Origin of the sequence: Ancylobacter radicis (assembly GCF_018449475.1) — a bacterium.
Lineage (GTDB): Bacteria > Pseudomonadota > Alphaproteobacteria > Rhizobiales > Xanthobacteraceae > Ancylobacter > Ancylobacter radicis.
In genome coordinates this window covers 547,193-564,979 of the sequence record NZ_JAHCQH010000014.1, presented here as the reverse complement: position 1 = coordinate 564,979, position 17,787 = coordinate 547,193, and the positions used below count along the sequence as shown (strand labels likewise).

19 protein-coding genes and 1 tRNA gene are annotated in these 17,787 nt (G+C 65.3%); 14 read left to right on the top strand and 6 right to left on the bottom strand.

The window, feature by feature from the left end; all coding sequences use genetic code 11:
• The first annotated feature begins 22 nt into the window (after nt 1-22).
• The 3 genes from KIP89_RS05955 (at nt 23) to KIP89_RS05945 (ending at nt 3,690) form a co-directional block, all read left to right on the top strand.
• Entirely contained in the window at nt 23-1,102 is a 1,080-nt protein-coding gene (locus tag KIP89_RS05955) for an RluA family pseudouridine synthase (RefSeq protein ID WP_213754463.1), read from the top strand.
• Nucleotides 1,103-1,397: 295 nt separating this feature from the next.
• Entirely contained in the window at nt 1,398-2,831 is a 1,434-nt protein-coding gene (locus tag KIP89_RS05950) for an exopolysaccharide biosynthesis polyprenyl glycosylphosphotransferase (RefSeq protein WP_213754462.1), read from the top strand.
• Nucleotides 2,832-2,907: 76 nt separating this feature from the next.
• The gene (locus KIP89_RS05945) at nt 2,908-3,690 is read left to right on the top strand and encodes a polysaccharide deacetylase family protein (RefSeq protein WP_213754461.1); all 783 of its coding nucleotides are present in this window, start codon (nt 2,908-2,910) and stop codon (nt 3,688-3,690) included.
• A gap of 135 nt (nt 3,691-3,825) precedes the next feature.
• Here KIP89_RS05945 and KIP89_RS05940 read toward each other — a convergent pair.
• Nucleotides 3,826-3,910 (bottom strand) — tRNA-Leu (locus tag KIP89_RS05940).
• Between the two features lie 170 nt (nt 3,911-4,080).
• Between KIP89_RS05940 and lipB the strand changes: the two genes are divergently transcribed.
• On the top strand, nt 4,081-4,806 hold the full coding sequence (gene lipB / locus KIP89_RS05935) for a lipoyl(octanoyl) transferase LipB (RefSeq protein ID WP_250152215.1): 726 nt from the start codon (nt 4,081-4,083) through the stop codon (nt 4,804-4,806).
• On the opposite strand, the gene KIP89_RS05930 is transcribed toward lipB, so the two are convergent.
• Nucleotides 4,803-5,090 (bottom strand): acylphosphatase, encoded by a 288-nt coding sequence (locus tag KIP89_RS05930; RefSeq protein ID WP_213754460.1) that lies wholly within the window; start codon nt 5,088-5,090, stop codon nt 4,803-4,805. The two genes, lipB and KIP89_RS05930, sit on opposite strands and share 4 nt — an antisense overlap.
• A gap of 136 nt (nt 5,091-5,226) precedes the next feature.
• Between KIP89_RS05930 and mgtE the strand changes: the two genes are divergently transcribed.
• From mgtE to KIP89_RS05915, 3 genes are all read left to right on the top strand, one after another.
• Nucleotides 5,227-6,633 carry a magnesium transporter gene (mgtE, locus tag KIP89_RS05925; RefSeq protein WP_213754459.1) on the top strand — a complete coding sequence of 469 codons (1,407 nt, stop codon included), beginning with the start codon at nt 5,227-5,229 and terminating at the stop codon, nt 6,631-6,633.
• Nucleotides 6,634-6,776: 143 nt separating this feature from the next.
• Nucleotides 6,777-9,032, top strand: coding sequence for a putative bifunctional diguanylate cyclase/phosphodiesterase (locus KIP89_RS05920; RefSeq protein WP_213754458.1), 2,256 nt, complete (start codon nt 6,777-6,779; stop codon nt 9,030-9,032).
• A gap of 14 nt (nt 9,033-9,046) precedes the next feature.
• Complete coding sequence (locus tag KIP89_RS05915) at nt 9,047-9,838, top strand: YdcF family protein (RefSeq protein WP_213754457.1); 792 nt, start codon at nt 9,047-9,049, stop codon at nt 9,836-9,838.
• Between the two features lie 15 nt (nt 9,839-9,853).
• On the opposite strand, the gene KIP89_RS05910 is transcribed toward KIP89_RS05915, so the two are convergent.
• Together KIP89_RS05910 and KIP89_RS05905 are read right to left on the bottom strand one after the other, a co-directional pair.
• The gene (locus KIP89_RS05910) at nt 9,854-10,165 is read right to left on the bottom strand and encodes a DUF3253 domain-containing protein (protein WP_369807054.1); all 312 of its coding nucleotides are present in this window, start codon (nt 10,163-10,165) and stop codon (nt 9,854-9,856) included.
• Nucleotides 10,162-10,860: a DUF599 domain-containing protein gene (locus KIP89_RS05905; protein ID WP_213754456.1), complete on the bottom strand. Its 699-nt coding sequence runs from the start codon at nt 10,858-10,860 to the stop codon at nt 10,162-10,164. The genes KIP89_RS05910 and KIP89_RS05905 overlap by 4 nt, the downstream gene beginning before the upstream one ends.
• A gap of 276 nt (nt 10,861-11,136) precedes the next feature.
• Between KIP89_RS05905 and KIP89_RS19965 the strand changes: the two genes are divergently transcribed.
• The 4 genes from KIP89_RS19965 (at nt 11,137) to KIP89_RS05890 (ending at nt 12,852) form a co-directional block, all read left to right on the top strand.
• On the top strand, nt 11,137-11,265 hold the full coding sequence (locus tag KIP89_RS19965; protein WP_256441425.1) for a hypothetical protein: 129 nt from the start codon (nt 11,137-11,139) through the stop codon (nt 11,263-11,265).
• A 217-nt stretch (nt 11,266-11,482) separates the two neighbouring features.
• Complete coding sequence (locus tag KIP89_RS05900; protein ID WP_213754455.1) at nt 11,483-12,157, top strand: glutathione S-transferase family protein; 675 nt, start codon at nt 11,483-11,485, stop codon at nt 12,155-12,157.
• Between the two features lie 30 nt (nt 12,158-12,187).
• The gene (locus KIP89_RS05895; protein ID WP_213754454.1) at nt 12,188-12,622 is read left to right on the top strand and encodes a DUF1489 family protein; all 435 of its coding nucleotides are present in this window, start codon (nt 12,188-12,190) and stop codon (nt 12,620-12,622) included.
• A 59-nt stretch (nt 12,623-12,681) separates the two neighbouring features.
• Nucleotides 12,682-12,852: a hypothetical protein gene (locus tag KIP89_RS05890; protein WP_213754453.1), complete on the top strand. Its 171-nt coding sequence runs from the start codon at nt 12,682-12,684 to the stop codon at nt 12,850-12,852.
• Nucleotides 12,853-12,855: 3 nt separating this feature from the next.
• On the opposite strand, the gene panC is transcribed toward KIP89_RS05890, so the two are convergent.
• Complete coding sequence (panC, locus tag KIP89_RS05885) at nt 12,856-13,713, bottom strand: pantoate--beta-alanine ligase (RefSeq protein WP_213754452.1); 858 nt, start codon at nt 13,711-13,713, stop codon at nt 12,856-12,858.
• A 129-nt stretch (nt 13,714-13,842) separates the two neighbouring features.
• On the opposite strand from panC, the gene KIP89_RS05880 reads away from it, so the two are divergent.
• Entirely contained in the window at nt 13,843-14,571 is a 729-nt protein-coding gene (locus KIP89_RS05880) for a VWA domain-containing protein (protein WP_213754451.1), read from the top strand.
• A complete protein-coding gene (locus KIP89_RS05875; protein WP_213754450.1) occupies nt 14,568-15,266 on the top strand; it encodes a DnaJ domain-containing protein in 699 nt (232 codons plus the stop codon). Before KIP89_RS05880 ends, KIP89_RS05875 begins: the two co-directional genes overlap by 4 nt.
• 9 nt (nt 15,267-15,275) lie before the next feature.
• On the opposite strand, the gene KIP89_RS05870 is transcribed toward KIP89_RS05875, so the two are convergent.
• Nucleotides 15,276-16,874, bottom strand: a complete 1,599-nt coding sequence (locus KIP89_RS05870) for a D-alanyl-D-alanine carboxypeptidase (protein WP_250152214.1) — start codon at nt 16,872-16,874, stop codon at nt 15,276-15,278.
• A gap of 424 nt (nt 16,875-17,298) precedes the next feature.
• Here KIP89_RS05870 and KIP89_RS05865 point away from each other — a divergent pair, with 424 nt between their 5' ends.
• Complete coding sequence (locus KIP89_RS05865; protein WP_213754448.1) at nt 17,299-17,634, top strand: phasin family protein; 336 nt, start codon at nt 17,299-17,301, stop codon at nt 17,632-17,634.
• Nucleotides 17,635-17,787 lie beyond the last annotated feature (153 nt).

Below are 17,787 nucleotides of genomic sequence, written 5' to 3'. Positions count from 1 at the left end.
TGGGGCGAGGAGAATTTTCCATATGGCCGTAGAAACACGCGTCGTCGACCGCGACGAAGAGGGAATGCGGCTCGACCGCTGGTTCAAGACGCATTTTCCCGATCTGTCGTTCGGGCATCTGCAGAAGCTGCTGCGGAGCGGGCAGGTTCGTGTCGATGGCGGGAGGGCAAAGACCAATAGCCGTCTGGCGGCCGGCCAGGCCGTGCGCATACCCCCGCTGGAAGAAAAACCCAAACTCTCCGCCGCCGATTATCTGGATGCGCTGGAGGGCAAGCCGATCGTGCGGGAGCGCCCGCCGGCCGCCGAACGCGATCCGGCAGAGGTCGCCGCACCTGCGGTCAAGCGTGCGAGCGCCGACGACAAGGACGCCACCGCGCTCCGGCAGATGATGCTCTATGAGGACCGCGACGTTCTCGTGCTCAACAAGCCGTTCGGCCTCGCCGTTCAGGGCGGCTCGGGGACCTACCGCCATGTCGACGGCATGCTGGAGTCGCTGCGCGGCGATGACGGGCAGAAGCCGCGCCTTGTCCACCGCATCGACAAGGATACCTCGGGCATCCTGCTGGTGGCCAAGTCGCGTCTGGCGGCCTCCACGCTGGCCAAGACGTTCCGGTCCCGTTCGGCCCGCAAGGTCTATTGGGCACTGGTGCCTGGCGTGCCGCGCCCGGCGCAGGGGCGTATCTCGACCTATCTCGCCAAGGATGAAGCCGCCGAACGCATGCGTGTCGCGCGGCATGGCGACGATGAGGCCAGCCATGCCATCTCCTATTATGCGGTCGTCGATCATGCGGCGCAGAAGATGGCCTGGCTCTCACTGAAGCCCGTCACTGGCCGAACGCATCAGTTGCGTGCCCATGCGGCGCATATCGGTCACCCCATTGTCGGCGATCCGAAATATTTCGACATCGAGAACTGGCCTTTGCCGGGCGGGTTGCAAAACCGTCTGCATCTTCTGGCGCGCCGGCTCGTCATCCCGCATCCGCGGGGAGACAAATTGATCGATGTCTCAGCGCCACTGCCGCCGCATATGCAGCAAAGCTGGAACGTGCTCGGTTTCGACGCGACTCAATACGACCCCATCGCCGAGGCGCCCGAGGCCTGAGTTGGACGGGCCCAGCGCCGTCATGTTGCGTCGCAGCGTGTCACTTGTGCAACGCTGCATGACGAAGTGCCGGATCGACTCCGTTTCGACCGCATCCCCCATGTCCGTGGTATGTTTATAGCTTGTACCTACGTCATTAGTTGCAAATTATAAGTAGCCGGTACCGAGGTGTCGGCGAGGTTGCAAGAGGGATCGACGGGTCGCCATTGCGGGGCGATCTGGCGAACGTGCGGTGCGGCTCTTGTGGAGAGCGCGTTCCCGCCATGCCCCTCTGACTGTTGGGGGACAGTCTTCTATGGGCGAAATCGGGATCTATTACGAATTGTCCGAAAGTGCCGCGAGTGAAGGACGCAAGGAGCGTCTTCGGTCGCGGGGAGGGCTGGGGCGTCACAGGAACCTTGTGCGGCTGAGCCTGATCGTCGGGGCCGCCGTCATCGACCTGGCGACCATCGGTGTGGCCGGCATTCTCGCGGGCGCCCTTCGGCACGGCGAGTTGTCGCCGAGTAACTGGGACCAGACGCTGGCGCTGCTCGCGCCGTCCTATCTTCTCGCGGCGATTGCCCTTCGGGCCTATGACATGCGGGCGCTGCGTTCCTTCAGCCGCTCCATCCTGAGGGCGCTGGCCGCCCTTATCATCGCCGCCGCGATCAGCTTCAGCGTGACCTTCGCGCTCAAGGTAAGCGCCGAACTCTCGCGACTTGAGGTCGGCTATACATTGCTGCTGGGATCTGTGTTGCTCGTCCTGGTGCGAGCCATGGGCGTCAGCATGATACGCCGGTTCCTGTTCTCGATCGTCGAGCCGCGTATCGTGGTGCTGACGGACGGTGTCGGCATGGAGCGGCGAACCGGCAACATGATGACCATGATGGTCAATGTCCGGAAGCACAACATTGTCCCCGCCCTCAGCGATCCCAAGTTTTTCGACCGTGTGAGCCGCACGGTTCGCGATGCCGATCGCGTCGTTCTGTCGTTCGCCGATTCGGAGGAGCGGCTGAAATGGGCCGAGGCCATGCGTCTCAGTGGCCTCGATGCGGAGATCGTGGCCGACCTCGGTGACGTGCAGCCGTTGGCCTTGTCGCACTGGCAGAACCACCCGACGCTGGTGATCTCGCGCGGTCCGCTCAATCTGGGCGAGCGGCTGCTCAAGCGAGGTTTCGATCTCGCCGTAACCGGCGCCATGCTGCTGGTGGTCGGGCCGGTGATCGCGATTTGCGCGATTCTGGTTAAGCTGGATTCGCCGGGTCCCGCCTTCTTCGTGCAGGAGCGCGTCGGCCGCAACAACCGTACCTATCGCTGCTTCAAGCTGCGGACCATGCGGAACGACCTGTCGGATAATTCGGGCAACATCTCGGCCTCCCGAGGCGATGCGCGGATCACCCGCATCGGCAATTTCCTGCGCCGCACCAGCCTCGATGAACTGCCGCAACTGTTCAACGTGCTCAATGGCGACATGAGTCTGGTCGGTCCGCGCCCCCATGCACTGGGCTCGCGCGCCGAGGGGGCGTTGTTCTGGGAGCTGATTCCCGATTACTGGAGCCGGCACACGATGAAGCCGGGCGTGACCGGGCTCGCGCAGGTACGGGGCTATCGGGGGGCCACGCACAGCCGGATCGATATCGAGAAGCGCGTCGCCGCTGATCTCGAATATATCAATGGCTGGTCGCTCTGGCTGGACATCAAGATCCTGTTCATGACGTTGAAGGTAGCGATCCATCATAACGCCTACTGAGTGTGGCGCCGGCGCTCTGGCGGGGCGTGGACCGGCAGGCTAGCTAGGCGGGATCATCATTGCGCCGGAGCTCGCCATGAGCCGCCTCGTCCGGGCCGCCCTGCTGGCGTCCCTCCTTGCCGCGACCGTCTCTCCGGCGCGTGCCGCGTCCCCTTGTGAGGGGCGGCTGGGCACTTCGCGCGTCATGGAGGTGCAGGCGGCGGGCCTGAAGGTCGGCACCAAGCATTTCCCGGAAACGCTCGACCTTGCCGATGGCGAGGTCGTTCTCACATTCGATGACGGCCCGCATCCCGGTACGACCGAGACCGTGCTGCGCGCCCTCGCCAAGGAATGCGTCCGTGCGACGTTCTTCCTCGTCGGCCGTGCCGCCGCGGCGCATCCCGACATGGTGCGCAGGATCATCGCCGAGGGGCATACGGTTGGCCATCACAGCCAGACTCACCCGATGACATTGGCGGATATGCCCTTCGACAAGGCGGTTGCCGACATCGAGAAGGGTTTCGCGTCGGTCGACCGTGCCGCCTATGGCGCGGCGGGCCCGCATCCGCGTGTGCCGTTCTTCCGCTTCCCAGGCTTCGGATCGTCGCCGGAACTGCTGGACTATCTCGCCAAGCGCGGCGTCGGCGTCTTCGGGGCGGATCTCTGGGCGGGGGACTGGAACCCGATGACGCCGGAGCAACAACTGGAACTCGTGATGGCGCGGCTTGATCACCAGAGTCGGGGCATGATTCTGTTCCACGACACCCGTGCGCAGACCGCGAAGATGATTCCCGCTTTCCTCGCCGCTTTGCGGGAGAAGGGATACCGGGTCGTTCACATCGTGCCCGCCGGCGTCGCCACCGCGGTCGCCCCCGACTGACGCAGGGCACGATTGAATTTTCATGTCATGGGAAGAGGGCAGGGCCGATGGGGCATCCGATGCCCGCCGTTTCGCACCCTAGAAGCGACAACGGCGACCCGAGGGTCGCCGTGCGTTGCATCCATCCTTTGGGAATGGTGCGGTCGAGAGGACTCGAACCTCCACGGTGTTACCCACTGCCACCTCAAGGCAGCGCGTCTACCAATTCCGCCACGACCGCATAGCTCCGTACCGGCGGTGAGCTGCAAGCAGCGGCCGGCGGGAGCGGGGCATCGTCTAACAGATCGAATGGGGGTCCACAAGGGCTTGCGGCCCGCCTGTGGACAGAGTCGTTCCAGGAACGGGCATGGATGGGAAGACAGACCGCCCGCAAATGATTATCTCTCCGGCATGGCCGATATCACCACCTCATCCGCGCAGCCGCGCGACGATCTTGCCCCCGAGATGCTGCCACATCCGGGCAGCCCGCCGGTACGCTGGCGGGTGGCGCCCGGCTATGTGTCCTATCCGCAGGCCTTGGCCGAAATGGACCGGCTGGCAGAGGCTATCGCGGCCGGGAACGAGGACGAGCTGGTGTGGCTGCTGGAACACCCGCCGCTCTACACCGCGGGCACCAGTGCGCGGCCTGAAGACCTCGTGGATGGGCAGCGTTTCCCCATCTTCCAGTCGGGCCGGGGCGGGCAGTTCACCTATCACGGTCCCGGCCAGCGCGTGGCCTATGTGATGCTGGACCTGAAGCGCCGGGCGCCGGATGTCCGGCGTTACGTCGCCGCGCTTGAGGAATGGCTGATCCGCTCTCTCGCCGCCTTCAATGTACGCGGCGAGCGGCGGGAGGATCGTGTCGGCGTCTGGGTGCGTCGTCCCTTCCGCGAAGGGGAGGGGGAGGACAAGATCGCCGCCATCGGCATCCGTGTCCGGCGCTGGGTGACCATGCATGGCGTGTCGCTCAACGTTGAGCCGGACCTCGCCCATTTTACCGGTATCGTGCCTTGCGGCGTCCGCGATCATGGCGTCACCAGCCTGGTCGATCTCGGCCTACCGGTGAGCATGGAGGATGTCGATCTCGCGCTTCGCCGCGAGTTTGAGGCGGTGTTCGGTCCGACGGTCGCGGATTAGAGCGTCGGGCGCACCTCGAAACCCGACGGCATGTCGGCAGGGACCATTTCCCGGCTGATCTCTGTCTGCGTCACATGGGCCGCCGGCGGGCCATGCCGGGCGACCTCGATCATCGCGTCCATGTCCGGTCCCTCGGCGAGCAGCGCCTCGACGCGGCCGTCCCGCCGGTTGCGAACCCAGCCGCGCAGGCCGCGCCGACGTGCCTCGGCCGCGAACCAGGCGCGATAGCCGACGCCTTGGACCCGCCCGATGATGAAAAGCCGTACGGCTGTCGTCTCAACCATGGGGCCAACCTGTTGCCGGGGTACCACGCGCGCGATGCATTGACAGGACCTTGAGGGGATCGGTTTGCCTTCCCCGAGGATGCTTCATAAGAACGGTCCCAGTCACCTGATTCCGAAGCTTCGGCCGGAGAGCGGCATGCGCGAAGAGACCGATCTCGCCGCCTCCCGTTCCGGGCGCGGCCCCGAGCACGACGTCGATCCGATCGATGTGCCCGGCTTCGTCGAGGCGATCGTCGGCGCCATCGATGTGCGCGACGTCGAGGCGTTGCGCGGGCTGGTGGCGGATCTGCATGAGACCGATCTCGCACGTCTGCTGGAGGCCCTGCCGGCCTCCGAGCGGCCGCGGATGATCGAGCTGCTGGGCAGCGACTTTGACTTCACGGCCCTGACCGAGCTCGACGAGACGGTTCGCGTCCAGATCCTTCAGGAACTGTCCACGCAGACCGTCGTCGAGGGCTTGCGCGATCTCGATTCCGACGACGCGGTCTACATCCTCGAAGACCTCGACGAGGCCGAGAAGCAGGAGATCCTGGCGCAACTGCCGATCCCCGAGCGGGCCACGCTGCAGCGAAGCCTCGACTTTCCCGAGGAAAGCGCCGGCCGGCGCATGCAGACGGAGTTCATCGCCCTGCCGCCGTTCTGGACGGTCGGTCAGGCGCTGGACTACATCGGTGAGACGGACGGCCTGCCCGAGGTTTTCTTCGAGGTCTTCGTGGTGAATCCCACCTTCCGGCTGAGCGGTTCCGTTCCTCTCGATCGGCTGCTGCGTACCAAGCGCGGGGTAAAGATTGGCGAGGTCGTGACCGCCGATCGTCACGTGGTCAATGTGACGGACGATCAGGAGGATGTGGCTCGTGTCTTCGAGCGGTACAACCTGATCTCGGCGCCAGTGGTGGACGAGGCTGGGCGCCTCGTCGGCGTGCTGACGGTCGACGACATTGTCGACGTCATCCAGGAAGAGGCGGATGAGGATCTGAAGGCGCTGGGCGGCGTGGCCGGCGACGAGGAGCTCTCCGACAGCTTCTGGTACATCGCGCGCAGTCGCTTCACCTGGCTTTTCCTCAACCTGATCGCCGCCAATCTGGCCTCCTTCGTCATCTCCATGTTCGAGGACGAACTGCAGAAGATGGTGGCGCTGGCCGTGCTCATGCCGATTGTCGCCAGCCAGGGCGGCAATGCCGGCACGCAGACCATGACCGTTGCGGTGCGCGCCCTCGCCACGCGGGAGCTGCGCACCAGCAATGCGGGGCGGATCATTGCCCGCGAACTGCTGGTAGGTCTGTTCAACGGCGTCGTGTTCGCCGTCATCATGGCCGTGGTCGTGTTCGCCCGGTTCGGCGTTGCCGATCTCGGCTTTGTCATCGCCCTGGCGATGATCATCAATCTCGTCGCCGCGGCTCTGGGTGGAATTCTTATTCCCCTGACGCTCAATCGGTTCAAGATCGATCCCGCCGTCTCCTCCGGCCCCTTCGTCACGACGATCACCGACGTGGTCGGTTTTTTCGCCTTCCTTGGAATCGCGTCGCTTTGGTTTCAAACCTAAAAAATCGAAACAAAGTCGAATATTTCAACCGCCATTAACAAAAGCGCCCTAGCATAGCTGCAATCCGCAGGAGAGAGCAGATGTGGGGGCCCGTCGGCCGTCTTCTCGGGCAGGCGCCCACAGGCGGGTCTGGTGAAGGGGCTGTGTCGTCCAATCGCCAGTTTGGCAGCGCCCGGCTGGCGCGCACGGGTGACCGGATGATCCTGGCGGTGGCCCTTGTCATCGCCGCCGCTATCGCCGCCATGGTCGCCTTCTCGCTGCTCGCCGCCGAACGGGTCGACCAAGCGTCGCGCGACCGCTGGAACGAGCTGATGCTCGACAGCCTGAACCGGCGGGCCGGTGATCTCCAGCGTGATCTGGCCAGCTTCGCTCATTGGGACGAGTCGGTTCTACGAACCGCCTATTTCCTTGACGTCGATTGGGTTCACGACAATTTCGGCCGGTGGCTGCACGACACTCAAGGGCACGACCGTTCCTATGTGGTTCTCGAGACCGGCCTCGGCTACGCTTCCGTCAATGGCTCGATGATCGCGGTCGATATCGCCCCATTCGATGCCAAGGCGATGACGCCTCTGGTCCGCGGTGTCGGCGCCGCCTTCATGGAACAGGCGGCGCAGGTTGCCGCTGCCACCCGGAGCGGGGAACGCCCGCGCGAACTGTCTCCAGTGTTTAGGGCCGGCTATATGCGGGTGGAAGGTCGCCCCGCGCTGGTCGGTGCGATCAGCATCACACCGGATTACGGCCGGGTGGTTTCACCGACGCGCGTGCCGCCGATCGCCGTAACCGTCGTCTTCCTCGATACGGATTTTCTCGGTGACCTGATCGCGGAACTTCATGTCGCAGCGCCCGCCATCACCAGTGAGCCGCCCGACGAGAGACGTCAGGCGGTGCTCATCCCCTTCCATGATGGCGACATCGCACCGGCCTGGCTGAGCTGGATGCCGGAAAACCCGGGTGCCGCCCTGTTGAGGGCCCTGCTGCCGGCGCTGCTGGGAGCGGCGGTGCTGCTGCTCGCGGCCGCGATCATCATTCTCTGGTACGCCCGGCGTGCGACGCAGGAACTGGCAAAAAGCGAGGCGCTCGCCTCGCGGCTGGCCTATGTCGACTCGCTCTGCGGCCTCGCCAACCGGGCCATGCTGATGCGCGCCTTGCGTGATCGGCTGGTTCGGGTCGGTCCCGGCAACCGTCTGGCGATTTTCTTCCTCGATCTCGACGGCTTCAAGGACGTCAACGACACATTGGGTCATCATGTCGGCGACCTGCTGCTCGCCGAGATCGGCTCGCGCCTCGGTGCTCTCGCGCTTCCCTCGCTGCTGGCCTCGCGCTTCGGCGGGGACGAGTTCGTGCTGCTGGCCTCCGTCGGGCCGGACAATCACGAGGTGGAGGCAATCGGTGCCGTCGTGCTCGACGCGATCCGACGGCCGGCGCAGATTGCGGGACAGATACTGGTGATCAGCGGCACGATCGGCGCCACCATCGCGCCGGACCATGGAACCGAAGCGCGCGAACTTATCCGGCTGGCGGATATCGCGGTGTACCGTGCCAAGGCCGAGGGGCGCGGCTCCCTGCGCGTCTTCACCCCCCGCATGGAGCGCGAGGTCGTGCGCCGGCGCGATGTCGAGCTGGAGCTCAAGCGGGCGCTGACCACGGGCGAACTGGCGGTCTACTACCAGCCGCAATTCTCCAATGACGGTGATGTGGTGGTGGGTTTCGAAGCCCTGGTGCGCTGGCTTCATCCCGTTCAGGGGCTTATCTCGCCCGGCGAGTTCATCCCCATCGCCGAGCAATCGGGGCTGATCACCGAACTCGATATGTGGGTGTTGCGGCGGGTCTGCGAACAGGCGCGGGACTGGGGCGACGTTAAGATCGCGGTCAACCTCTCCCCTGTCGATTTTCGGATGGGCAACCTTGCCGACACCGTCCGGCGTATCCTGCACGAGACCGGCTTTCCGGCCGAACGGCTGGAAATCGAGATCACCGAAAACCTGCTGTTCGGAAACCAGCCGGAGGCCTTCGCTTCGCTCTCGGCACTGCGGAACATGGGCATCCGGATCGCGCTGGACGATTTCGGCAGCGGATACTCCTCGCTCGGCTATATCCGCCGTTTCCGGGTCGACACGATCAAGATCGACCGCAGCTTCATCCAGAATATCGGCCACACGGAAGATGCCGCGGCCATCATCGATTGCGTGGTGCGCCTTGCTCGCGCGCTGGCCATCACCGTGACCGCCGAGGGCGTGGAGACACGCGAGCAGTTACGCTACCTTCAGTCGGTCGGCTGCCACTATGTGCAGGGCTTTCTGCTGGCGGCGCCGGTGCCGCTGTCGGGCGTCGACCGCTACCTGGAACGGGTGGCACGCGGCGAGAGCCTTCCTGTCTCGCGCTCGCAATTGCGCTGAACTATGTAACGGGCATGTTCTTCACTCTCTCCAAGCTCGGCTGGATGGCGGCCGTCCCATCGACATTTCTCACGCTCGTCGCGCTCGCCGGCCTCGTGCTGATGTTGCGCTGGCGGCGCCTCGGCGCCAGTCTTGCCGTCATCGGCGTCGTCGGGATTCTGGTCACCGGGCTAGGGCCGTTCGGTCGCCTGATGACGCAGGCGCTGGAGGACCGCTTTCCCATCCACGCCGATGACGGGCAGGCGGTTGCCGGCGTGATCGTGCTGGGCGGGGCGGAATTGCCGGACATCACCGCCGCACGCGGCCAGCCAGCCTTCCAGGAATCGGCCGAGCGGCTCTTTGCCCTTGCCGATCTCAGCCGGCGCTATCCCGATGCCCGGATTGTCTTTACCGGCGGCAGCGGACGTCTCGAACCGCCACCCATCGCGGAGGCCGACGTCATCCGGCAGGTTCTGCCGCAAATCGGTGTCGATCCCGACCGCGTGACCTTCGAGAGCCGTTCGCGCAACACGTCGGAGAATGCTCGCCTCACGCGGGATCTGGTCAATCCCGCCGCGGGGGAACGCTGGTTGCTGGTGACCTCGGCCATTCACATGCCACGAGCGATGGGCTGCTTCCGCGCCGTGGGGTTCGACGTGACCGCCTACCCGGTGGACTTCCGTACCACTGGACAGGGCTCGCCTTGGCGGCTGTTCAGCTCGGTAGCCGAGGGGCTTCAGTTCTTTGATGCGGCCGCCCGCGAATGGGTCGGACTCGCGGTCTACTATTGGACCGGGCGCATCGGCACTTTCTTCCCGGCCCCCTGACGGGCCACCAACTCGTCAAATGTCGCCGGGCTCGTCACTCTTGCCGGGCAGGCCAAGGCGATACACGCCGCGCAATTCATCCGGGTCGGCGGGTTTGCCCTTGCGGTACATGACGAGGCGTCCCTCGCGCGCCATGCGCTGCGCTACCCGCCGCAGCACCGGCAGAGCGGTCTGCCATTCGGGACCCTTGGAGAGGCTGCGGGCGACATCCTCCGGCGAGACGCTGCGGTTGGCGGCGCCCGCCACAGCAAGGATCGCGGCCTCCATGGCCTCTTCGGAAGGCCGGCGGGGACGGGGAGTTTCCGTCGTGGGCATGGCGTCATTCACGATTGGCGCTCCGAAGTATCGTCATCGAGGATCCACTGCGCGTCCTTGCCGAACTGGCGATTCATCATGACCATGAAAATGGCGAAGGTCGTGATCATGAAGGCCCAGCCATTTATGTACCAGCCCAGATAGGCCAGGGCGAAGAAGAAGGCACGCTGGCCGCGGTTGAAATGCCGGCCGGCCAGCGTCGCCATGCGCGCCGCCTTCCGGGCATGGGCCTGCGCCTCGGGTGTCGCGGCATCGCGCGCGGGCGGCGTCGAGCCGAGCAGGATCGTGGTGTAGTTGAAGAGGCGATAGGCCCAGGCGAACTTGAAGAAGGCGTTGGCGAATATAATGGTCAGACCCAGCGTCTTCACCTCCCAACTGGTCCGGTTCGGCTCCACAAAAGGCAGATCGGCGAAGATCGCCATGACCGCGTCGGTCGATTGCAGGATCGCCAGTGTCGCGCCAATGGCGAGCAGGGAGGTCGAGGCGAAAAAGGCGGTGCCGTTTTGCAGTGCGGCAACGATCTGGGCGTCGACGATTCGGTTGTCGCGCGCCAACATGCGCTGCATCCATTGCTGCCGGAAGGTATCCATCCGACGGTTGAAGGAGCGGCGCTCCGCCCAGCCGCCCTCCATCATCAAATGATAGGCGATCCAGGCGATGATGAAGGCGACAAAGGCTATGCCGTCGAGATAAGTGAAGCCGAACATGACTTTATGGCGCTTTGGGAGCAGAGGAGAAGGGGAGGGTGACGGCGCAAGCCCTATCCTGATGGCTCCGCTGCAATGCTTCAATACCGACGACGAGCCGATGGACACAAGCGTCCGTTCCACGCGCGCTTAGCAGGATTGCGCGTGGTGCAGGGGATTGTGACGCTTTCGCGATTGCGAACGCGGTAACGTTTGATTAAGTTTTGTTTCGGTCCGCGCCAGACAGGAATCTGTTGCTTGAGCGACGTGATCTGAAATTCGATCTAGGGATCTCACATGCCTGCCCTTTCCGAGCACTCCTCCTGCTGGGGAGTTGCACGTTGGACCGTCGTCGCCTTTCTCGCCGCGGTCGCTCTTGTCTATCTCTTCGGCGGCTTCCAGGCCGTTCAGGTGGCGGCGAGCTGAGCGTCGGCTCGGCGAGCCTCGCCTTCTGGTTGGATCGGTTGCAAGCGTGTAGCCGAGCTTTGCAGTTTCAGCGGCCCGGCTTCACCGCCGGGCCGTTTGTTTTTTGCCCGCGATGGATGGCAGGATCATCCGTCGTGATGGCCGCCATGAGCGATCTGAATTTGCCACCTGCGCCGCTCTGACCGATCTTGACCGCCCTGACACGCGGAAGGTGGCCATGACGCTGAAGCTGGTGATCGGCAACAAGAACTATTCCTCCTGGTCGCTGCGGCCATGGATCGCCATGAAGGCGGCGGGAATTCCCTTCGAGGAAATCACGATCCCGCTGGAGGCGCCCGACTTCAAGGCCCGCGCCCGTGCGGTCTCTCCCGCCGGCAGGGTGCCGGTGCTGATCGACGGCGAGGCCGTCGTGTGGGAGTCCATCGCCATCCTCGAGCATCTGGCCGAGCGTTTCCCCGATCGCGGCCTGTGGCCGGGAGAACCGGTCGCGCGGGCTCACGCGCGCTCGCTGGCGACCGAGATGCATGGCGGCTTCGGAGCCCTCCGTAGCGCCGCGCCGATGAATCTCTGGCGGCCGATCGAGGTGCGGGCCATGCCCGAAGCCGCGCTGAAGGATGTCCGCCTGTTGATGCGTCGCTGGGCGGAGGCGCGAGAGCGATTCGGAGCTGGCGGCGATTTCCTCTATGGCGCATTCTGCGCGGCCGACGCCATGTTCGCTCCGGTGGCAACGCGGCTGCGCACCTACGGTATCGCGGTGGATGAGCCGACACAGGCCTATATTGGCGCTATCCATGACCATCCGGCATTCGTGGCCTGGAAGAAGCTGGCTCTGGCCGAGACGGCTGTGGTGCCCGAGGATGAGGTCGACTGGCCGGTCGTGAAGCGGGTATAAGGGCCGCCCGTTCCCCGGACCCGCTTTCCCATGCCGCTCCATCTTCTCAAGCTCTGTGTTGGCGCCGAATCGGTGCAGGACCTCGAGGAGTGGATTGCCGAGGATCTCGCCCGCAAATCAGCGCGCGGCGAGGCGGTGGAGCAGTTCCACACCACGCGGATGGTGCCGAACCGCCTGCCCGAACTGATTGACGGCGGTTCGCTCTACTGGGTCGTGAAGGGCGAGGTGGCGTGCCGCCAGCGTCTGCTGGCGATCCGGCCTTTCGTCGACACGGACGGCATACGCCGCTGTCATCTGGTGCTGGAGCCAGTTGTCCGCCGCGTCGAGCCGCGCCCCTGCCGGCCGTTCCAGGGATGGCGCTATCTTGCCGCCAAGGATGCGCCCTTGGACATGGGTGACGGGCCGGGCGACGTCGCGCTCCCCGAGACGCTGCGCCGCGAATTGCGCACTCTGGGCCTGCTTTGACTCCTAAGGGAAACCCCATCCGTTCTCCCGCGTTGTCACTGGCAACAGGGAGATGAAGGATGAAGCAGGATTCGGACGATCACCGCGAAATGGCGGGTGATGAGGTCGTGGTGAAGGCGAATATCGAGGAGCGCCAGGCCGTCGAGGTCAAGCCGATGCGCTATGTGCTCGGCATCGGCATCGCCCTTGTCATCGTCGGCTTTGCCGTCAGCTATCTCGTGGTGAGCTGACGGTCAGGCCGGAACCGCGACATTGTCGATGAGACGCGTCGCGCCGAGCTGGGCGGCAACCAGCAGACGGATCGGGCCCTCGGCGGGCGTTGCGATGGGGGCCAGCGTCTCGGCATGGCGCGCGTCGAGATAGTGCAGCTCGAAGCCGGCCGCGATCACTGTCTGGCGTGCCCGCGCGACGGACGCGGCGACATCGGCTCCCCCAGTAATCTCGGACGCGGCCGCCGAGAGCGCGCGATAGAGAACCGGCGCGACATTCCGCTCTTGCGGCGACAGATAGATGTTCCGCGAGGAGAGGGCGAGGCCGTCCGGGTCCCGGAGCGTGGGCACGCCGATGATCCGAACCGGCATGTCCAGATCACGCGCCATGCGGGTGACCACCTGAAGCTGCTGGTAGTCCTTTTCGCCGAACATCGCGATGTCCGGTTCCGCCTGGATCAGAAGCTTGGCGACCACCGTTGCGACCCCGGCAAAATGGGTTGGCCGGAAATCGGTCTCCAGTCCGAGGGCGGGGCCGGAAAGCGAGATCGTCGTCGCAAAACCCGCAGGGTACATTTCCGCCACATCGGGCACGAACGCCAGATCCGCGCCTGCCATCGCTGCCTTTTCGAGGTCCGCCTGCAATGTCCTTGGATAGCGGCTGAGATCCTCCGTCGGGGCGAACTGGGTCGGGTTGACGAAAATGGACACGACCACGCGCTCGGCATGGGCGAGGGCGGCCGTGACAAGGGCCATGTGCCCGGCATGCAGGGCGCCCATTGTCGGCACCAGGGCGATGCGCTCGCCGCGCACGCGCCACGTGGCGACCTGCTCCCGCAGCTCCTGAACGGTATGGACGGGCCGGACGGTCGTGGAGGACATCGGAGTGCATCCTGGTCGCAAGGGGCCGGCAGGGTCTAGCAAAGGGAGGCGTGGGGTCAACCATGCGCGAGGTGCTGTCTCCCATCGCGTGGCACCGCTAGTATCGCGCCGAATCCGATCGAGGCCGCTATGACTTCGGACAAGACGCGCCCCATGGCGCCACGCCCCGCGACGAAGGTCGCCCCCTCCGCCGACGTCGCGGCGTTCCTCGCCGACGTGAAGGCCCGCCCGCCCGTGGCCGCCGGGCGTCGCGGGCGGTTGATCTTCGGCCTCGACGCCACCATGAGCCGCCAGCCAACCTGGGATATCGCCTGCGGGCTGCAGGTGGAGATGTTTGACGAGGCGAGCCGCATCGGCGGGCTCGACATGCAGCTGATCTACTTCCGCGGCCTGACGGAGTGTCGTGCCTCTCCCTGGATGGCTGAGGGCGCGCGCCTGGGCGCTCTGATGGCGAAGATCGACTGTCGGGGCGGAGCCACCCAGATCGGCCGCGTGCTCAGGCACGCCGCCAGGGAAGCGGAACAAGGTCCTGTGGGAGCACTGGTTTTCGTCGGCGACGCGATGGAGGAATCGCTGGATCATCTGTGCGCCGAAGCCGGTCCGCTGGCCTTGCGGGGCATTCCGGCCTTCTTCTTTCAGGAGGGGCATGACCGGGATGCCGAGCGCGCCTTCCGCGAGATTGCGCGGCTTACCAAAGGCGCCTGGTGCCGGTTCGATGCCGGCTCGGCCGAGCAGTTACGGGCTCTGTTGCGCGCGGCGGCGACCTATGCCGCCGGCGGCACACAGGCCCTGCAATCGCTCTCGGCCTCCTCGGCGGGCGCGCGCCTTCTTCTGTCGGCCATGCGGGACGGCCAATGATCAATCTGCTGATCGGCGCGGCCATCGTCGCGCTGCTGTATTACGGGCTGAAAGCGTTCGGCCGGGCGGATGCCAAGGCGCTGGCCAAGATGGGGCGCAGCGTTGGCGGCGGCGCCATGCTGCTCGTCGCCGGTTTTCTCGGGATGCGCGGCCATATCGAGACGGCGATCCCGCTCGGCATTTTCGGGCTGTCGCTGATCGGCTGGAATCTGGGGCGCGGGGCGCCCTGGGATCGCCTGCGCACCACCAAGGGACGGGTATCGTCCGTGCGCACCGCGGCGCTGGACATGCAACTCGACCATGATAGCGGGCGACTGACCGGCACGGTGACGAGCGGGAGCCATGCCGGACAGGCGCTCGATGGTCTTGAAATCCCTTCCATCGCCCAACTGGCGCTGGAGCTGGATGCGGAGAGCCGCCAGCTACTCGAAGCGTATCTGGACCGCCGGGCGCCCGGCTGGCGTGAAAACGCTCAGCGCGACCCGGGCGGGCGGGGCGCTGATGCGCCGCGCCGTGGCACGATGACGGAAGAGGAGGCCTACCAGATCCTGGGGCTTGCGCCGGGGGCGGGTACGGATGACATCCGAAAGGCTCACCGATCCCTTATGAAGAAACTCCATCCCGACCAGGGCGGGTCGAACTATCTCGCCGCCCGGGTAAACGAAGCCAAGGACATCCTGCTCCATCGGCATTGAGGGCTCCCGTCAGTTCCGGAAGACCATGCAGCCGAAGTCGCTGCGCTTCAGCGCCGCGCAGGCCTTGCGGGCGGCAGTCTCGGCGTCGAACCCGGCAAAGCGGGCACGCACGATGGTGGAGGAGCCCTTCACGGTCTCGGTATAGGGAGCCGCCTTGGAGAGGGCGGCGGCAGCCTTCTGCTTGGCCTTGGTCAGCTGGGCGTGGGCGTCGGCTTCGCTGCCGAAGGCGCCGATCTGGATGCCCCAGCCGCCGGCGCGGGGGCGGGCCGCCGTATCGGCGGTCTCGGCGTCCTGGAACGGAATTTCGGTCGGGCCGGCGCTGGCCAGCTGGACCTTCTTGATGGCCTGCTGGGCGGGAGCCGCCGCCTGAGCGGGAGCGGTCGCCACTGGCGCCTGATTGCTGGTGAAAGCGAGCGTGCCGAGAATGCCGGGCTGGTTGCTGAAGGTCGCCGTCGGCGCGGTCGGGCGGGCGATCGCCACGGTCTTGACGGCAACCGGGACGATCGGGGTGGTGGAACCCGCCAGAGCGGACGGGTCAGCCGCGCGGACCGGCGGGGTCGGCACCGAGGCCGTGGTGATCTCGTCAGTCTCAACGGCAGCCGGCAGGGCGGCGGCCGAGGCCATGGCGATGCGCGGGTTGGCGGAGGGGACCGGCACCACTTCCGGCGCGACGGCGGGGGCAGGCGCGGGAACCGGCGCGGCGACGGCCACGGCGACCGGCGCCATGTCGGCATCTGCCATGGCCGGAGCGGAATTCATGCGGGCCACCATCTGGCGGCCGGCATAGGCGCGCGGCAGGGATTCGGTCAGGAGGGCGGCCATCCGGTTGTCGCGAGAGGCCGCGCTGGCGCCGCCCATGACCACGGCGATGACATAGCGGCCATCGCGCTTCACGCTGGTGAGCAGATTGAAGCCGGAGGCGTTGGTGTAGCCGGTCTTGATGCCGTCAACACCCTCGATGCGTCCGAGCATGCGGTTGTGGTTGCGGATCGCGACGCCGCGATACATGAAGCTGCGCTTTTCGAAATAGGCGTAATAGGTCGGGAACCGTTCCTGAATGGCGCGGCCGAGCGTGGCGAGATCACGGGCCGTCGTCACCTGCTGCGGGTCGGGCAGGCCATTGGGATTCTTGAAGGTGGTGCGCGACATGCCGAGGGAGCGGGCGCGCTGGGTCATGCGGCGGGCGAAGCTGGCGCTGTCGCCGGCGAGATTCTCGGCGATCACCACGGCGACGTCATTGGCCGAGCGGGTGACCAGCGCCTGGATGGCGTCGTCGACCGAGATGGTCGAGCCGGCCTTGACGCCGAGCTTTGACGGCTGCTGGGCCGCCGCATAGGGCGAGACCCGCAGTTGGGAATCGAGACGGAGCCGGCGGGCCTCAAGCTGTTCGAACAGCAGATAAAGCGTCATGACCTTGGTCACGGAGGCAGGGTGACGCAGGGCGTCGGCATTCTCCTCATGGAGAACCTTGCCGGTGTTGGCGTCGATCACAATGTCGGAATAGCCGCGCTTCCAGGCGCCGTTATCGGCAACCGTTCGGGTGACCGCCGCCTTGTTTCGGGCCTGTTTCTTCTTCTTCGGCGCCGCATCAGCGGCGCTCGCGCCCATCAGTGACACTGTAAGAAGCAACACGCCGGCACGCATGGCATACGTGCCGATAAGCCCCGAAACCCGCATCTACCCGTCTCGCTTACTCTCTCGGCCTAGGCCGGTACACAACGATCGGCAGATCCCTGGCAGCCGCAGGGCGGGTGCGGCGCACCAGCTCTGAATTGAAGGAACGTTGCCGAGCGATCACTCCGCAAACCTTAAGAAGAGTGCGGTTACGAACTCGTAAATTTGAGCCCATCATCCCCGTCCATGTGGCGAGAAAATGAGCTGGTATCCTTGTGCGGACCTGTCATGTTGCGCTGCACAAAAATTCTTGACGGGTATGCTGCGTTGCGCTACTTAGAAGGCAGGGAGACGCTTCCCAAGCGGACGCGAGCGGGCAAGACTCAGCACGCGTGGAACAGCACAGGAGCTGGCTAACATGCAGAACGTCGACGACCTCCAGAAGCTCGGCAAGGACAACATGGAACTGGCGATGAAGAGCTTCGGCACCATGTCGAAGGGCGTGCAGGCGATCGCCGTCGAGATGGCCGATTATTCGAAGAAGTCCTTCGAGGAGAGCACCGCGGTGGCTGAGAAGCTGTTCGGCGCCAAGACCCTCGACAAGGCGGTCGAGATCCAGTCGGACTATTTCAAGAGCGCCTATGAGAGCTTCGTGTCCCAGGCGACCAAGATGGGCGAACTTTACGCCGATCTCGCCAAGGAGACCTACAAGCCCTACGAAGGCCTCATCGCCAAGATGCCGGGCGCTAAGTGACACGCCTCGCTTGAGGCGCGCCCCATCGAGCGGTGCGTTGCTGGCCTTGGGTCGGTGATGCGAAGCTCTGGTGCGATTGAGAATTTCGAAGGCCCGGCCGAAAGGTCGGGCCTTTTCGTTTTGGCTCCCGCCGGCAGTCACAAAGTTGTTTCG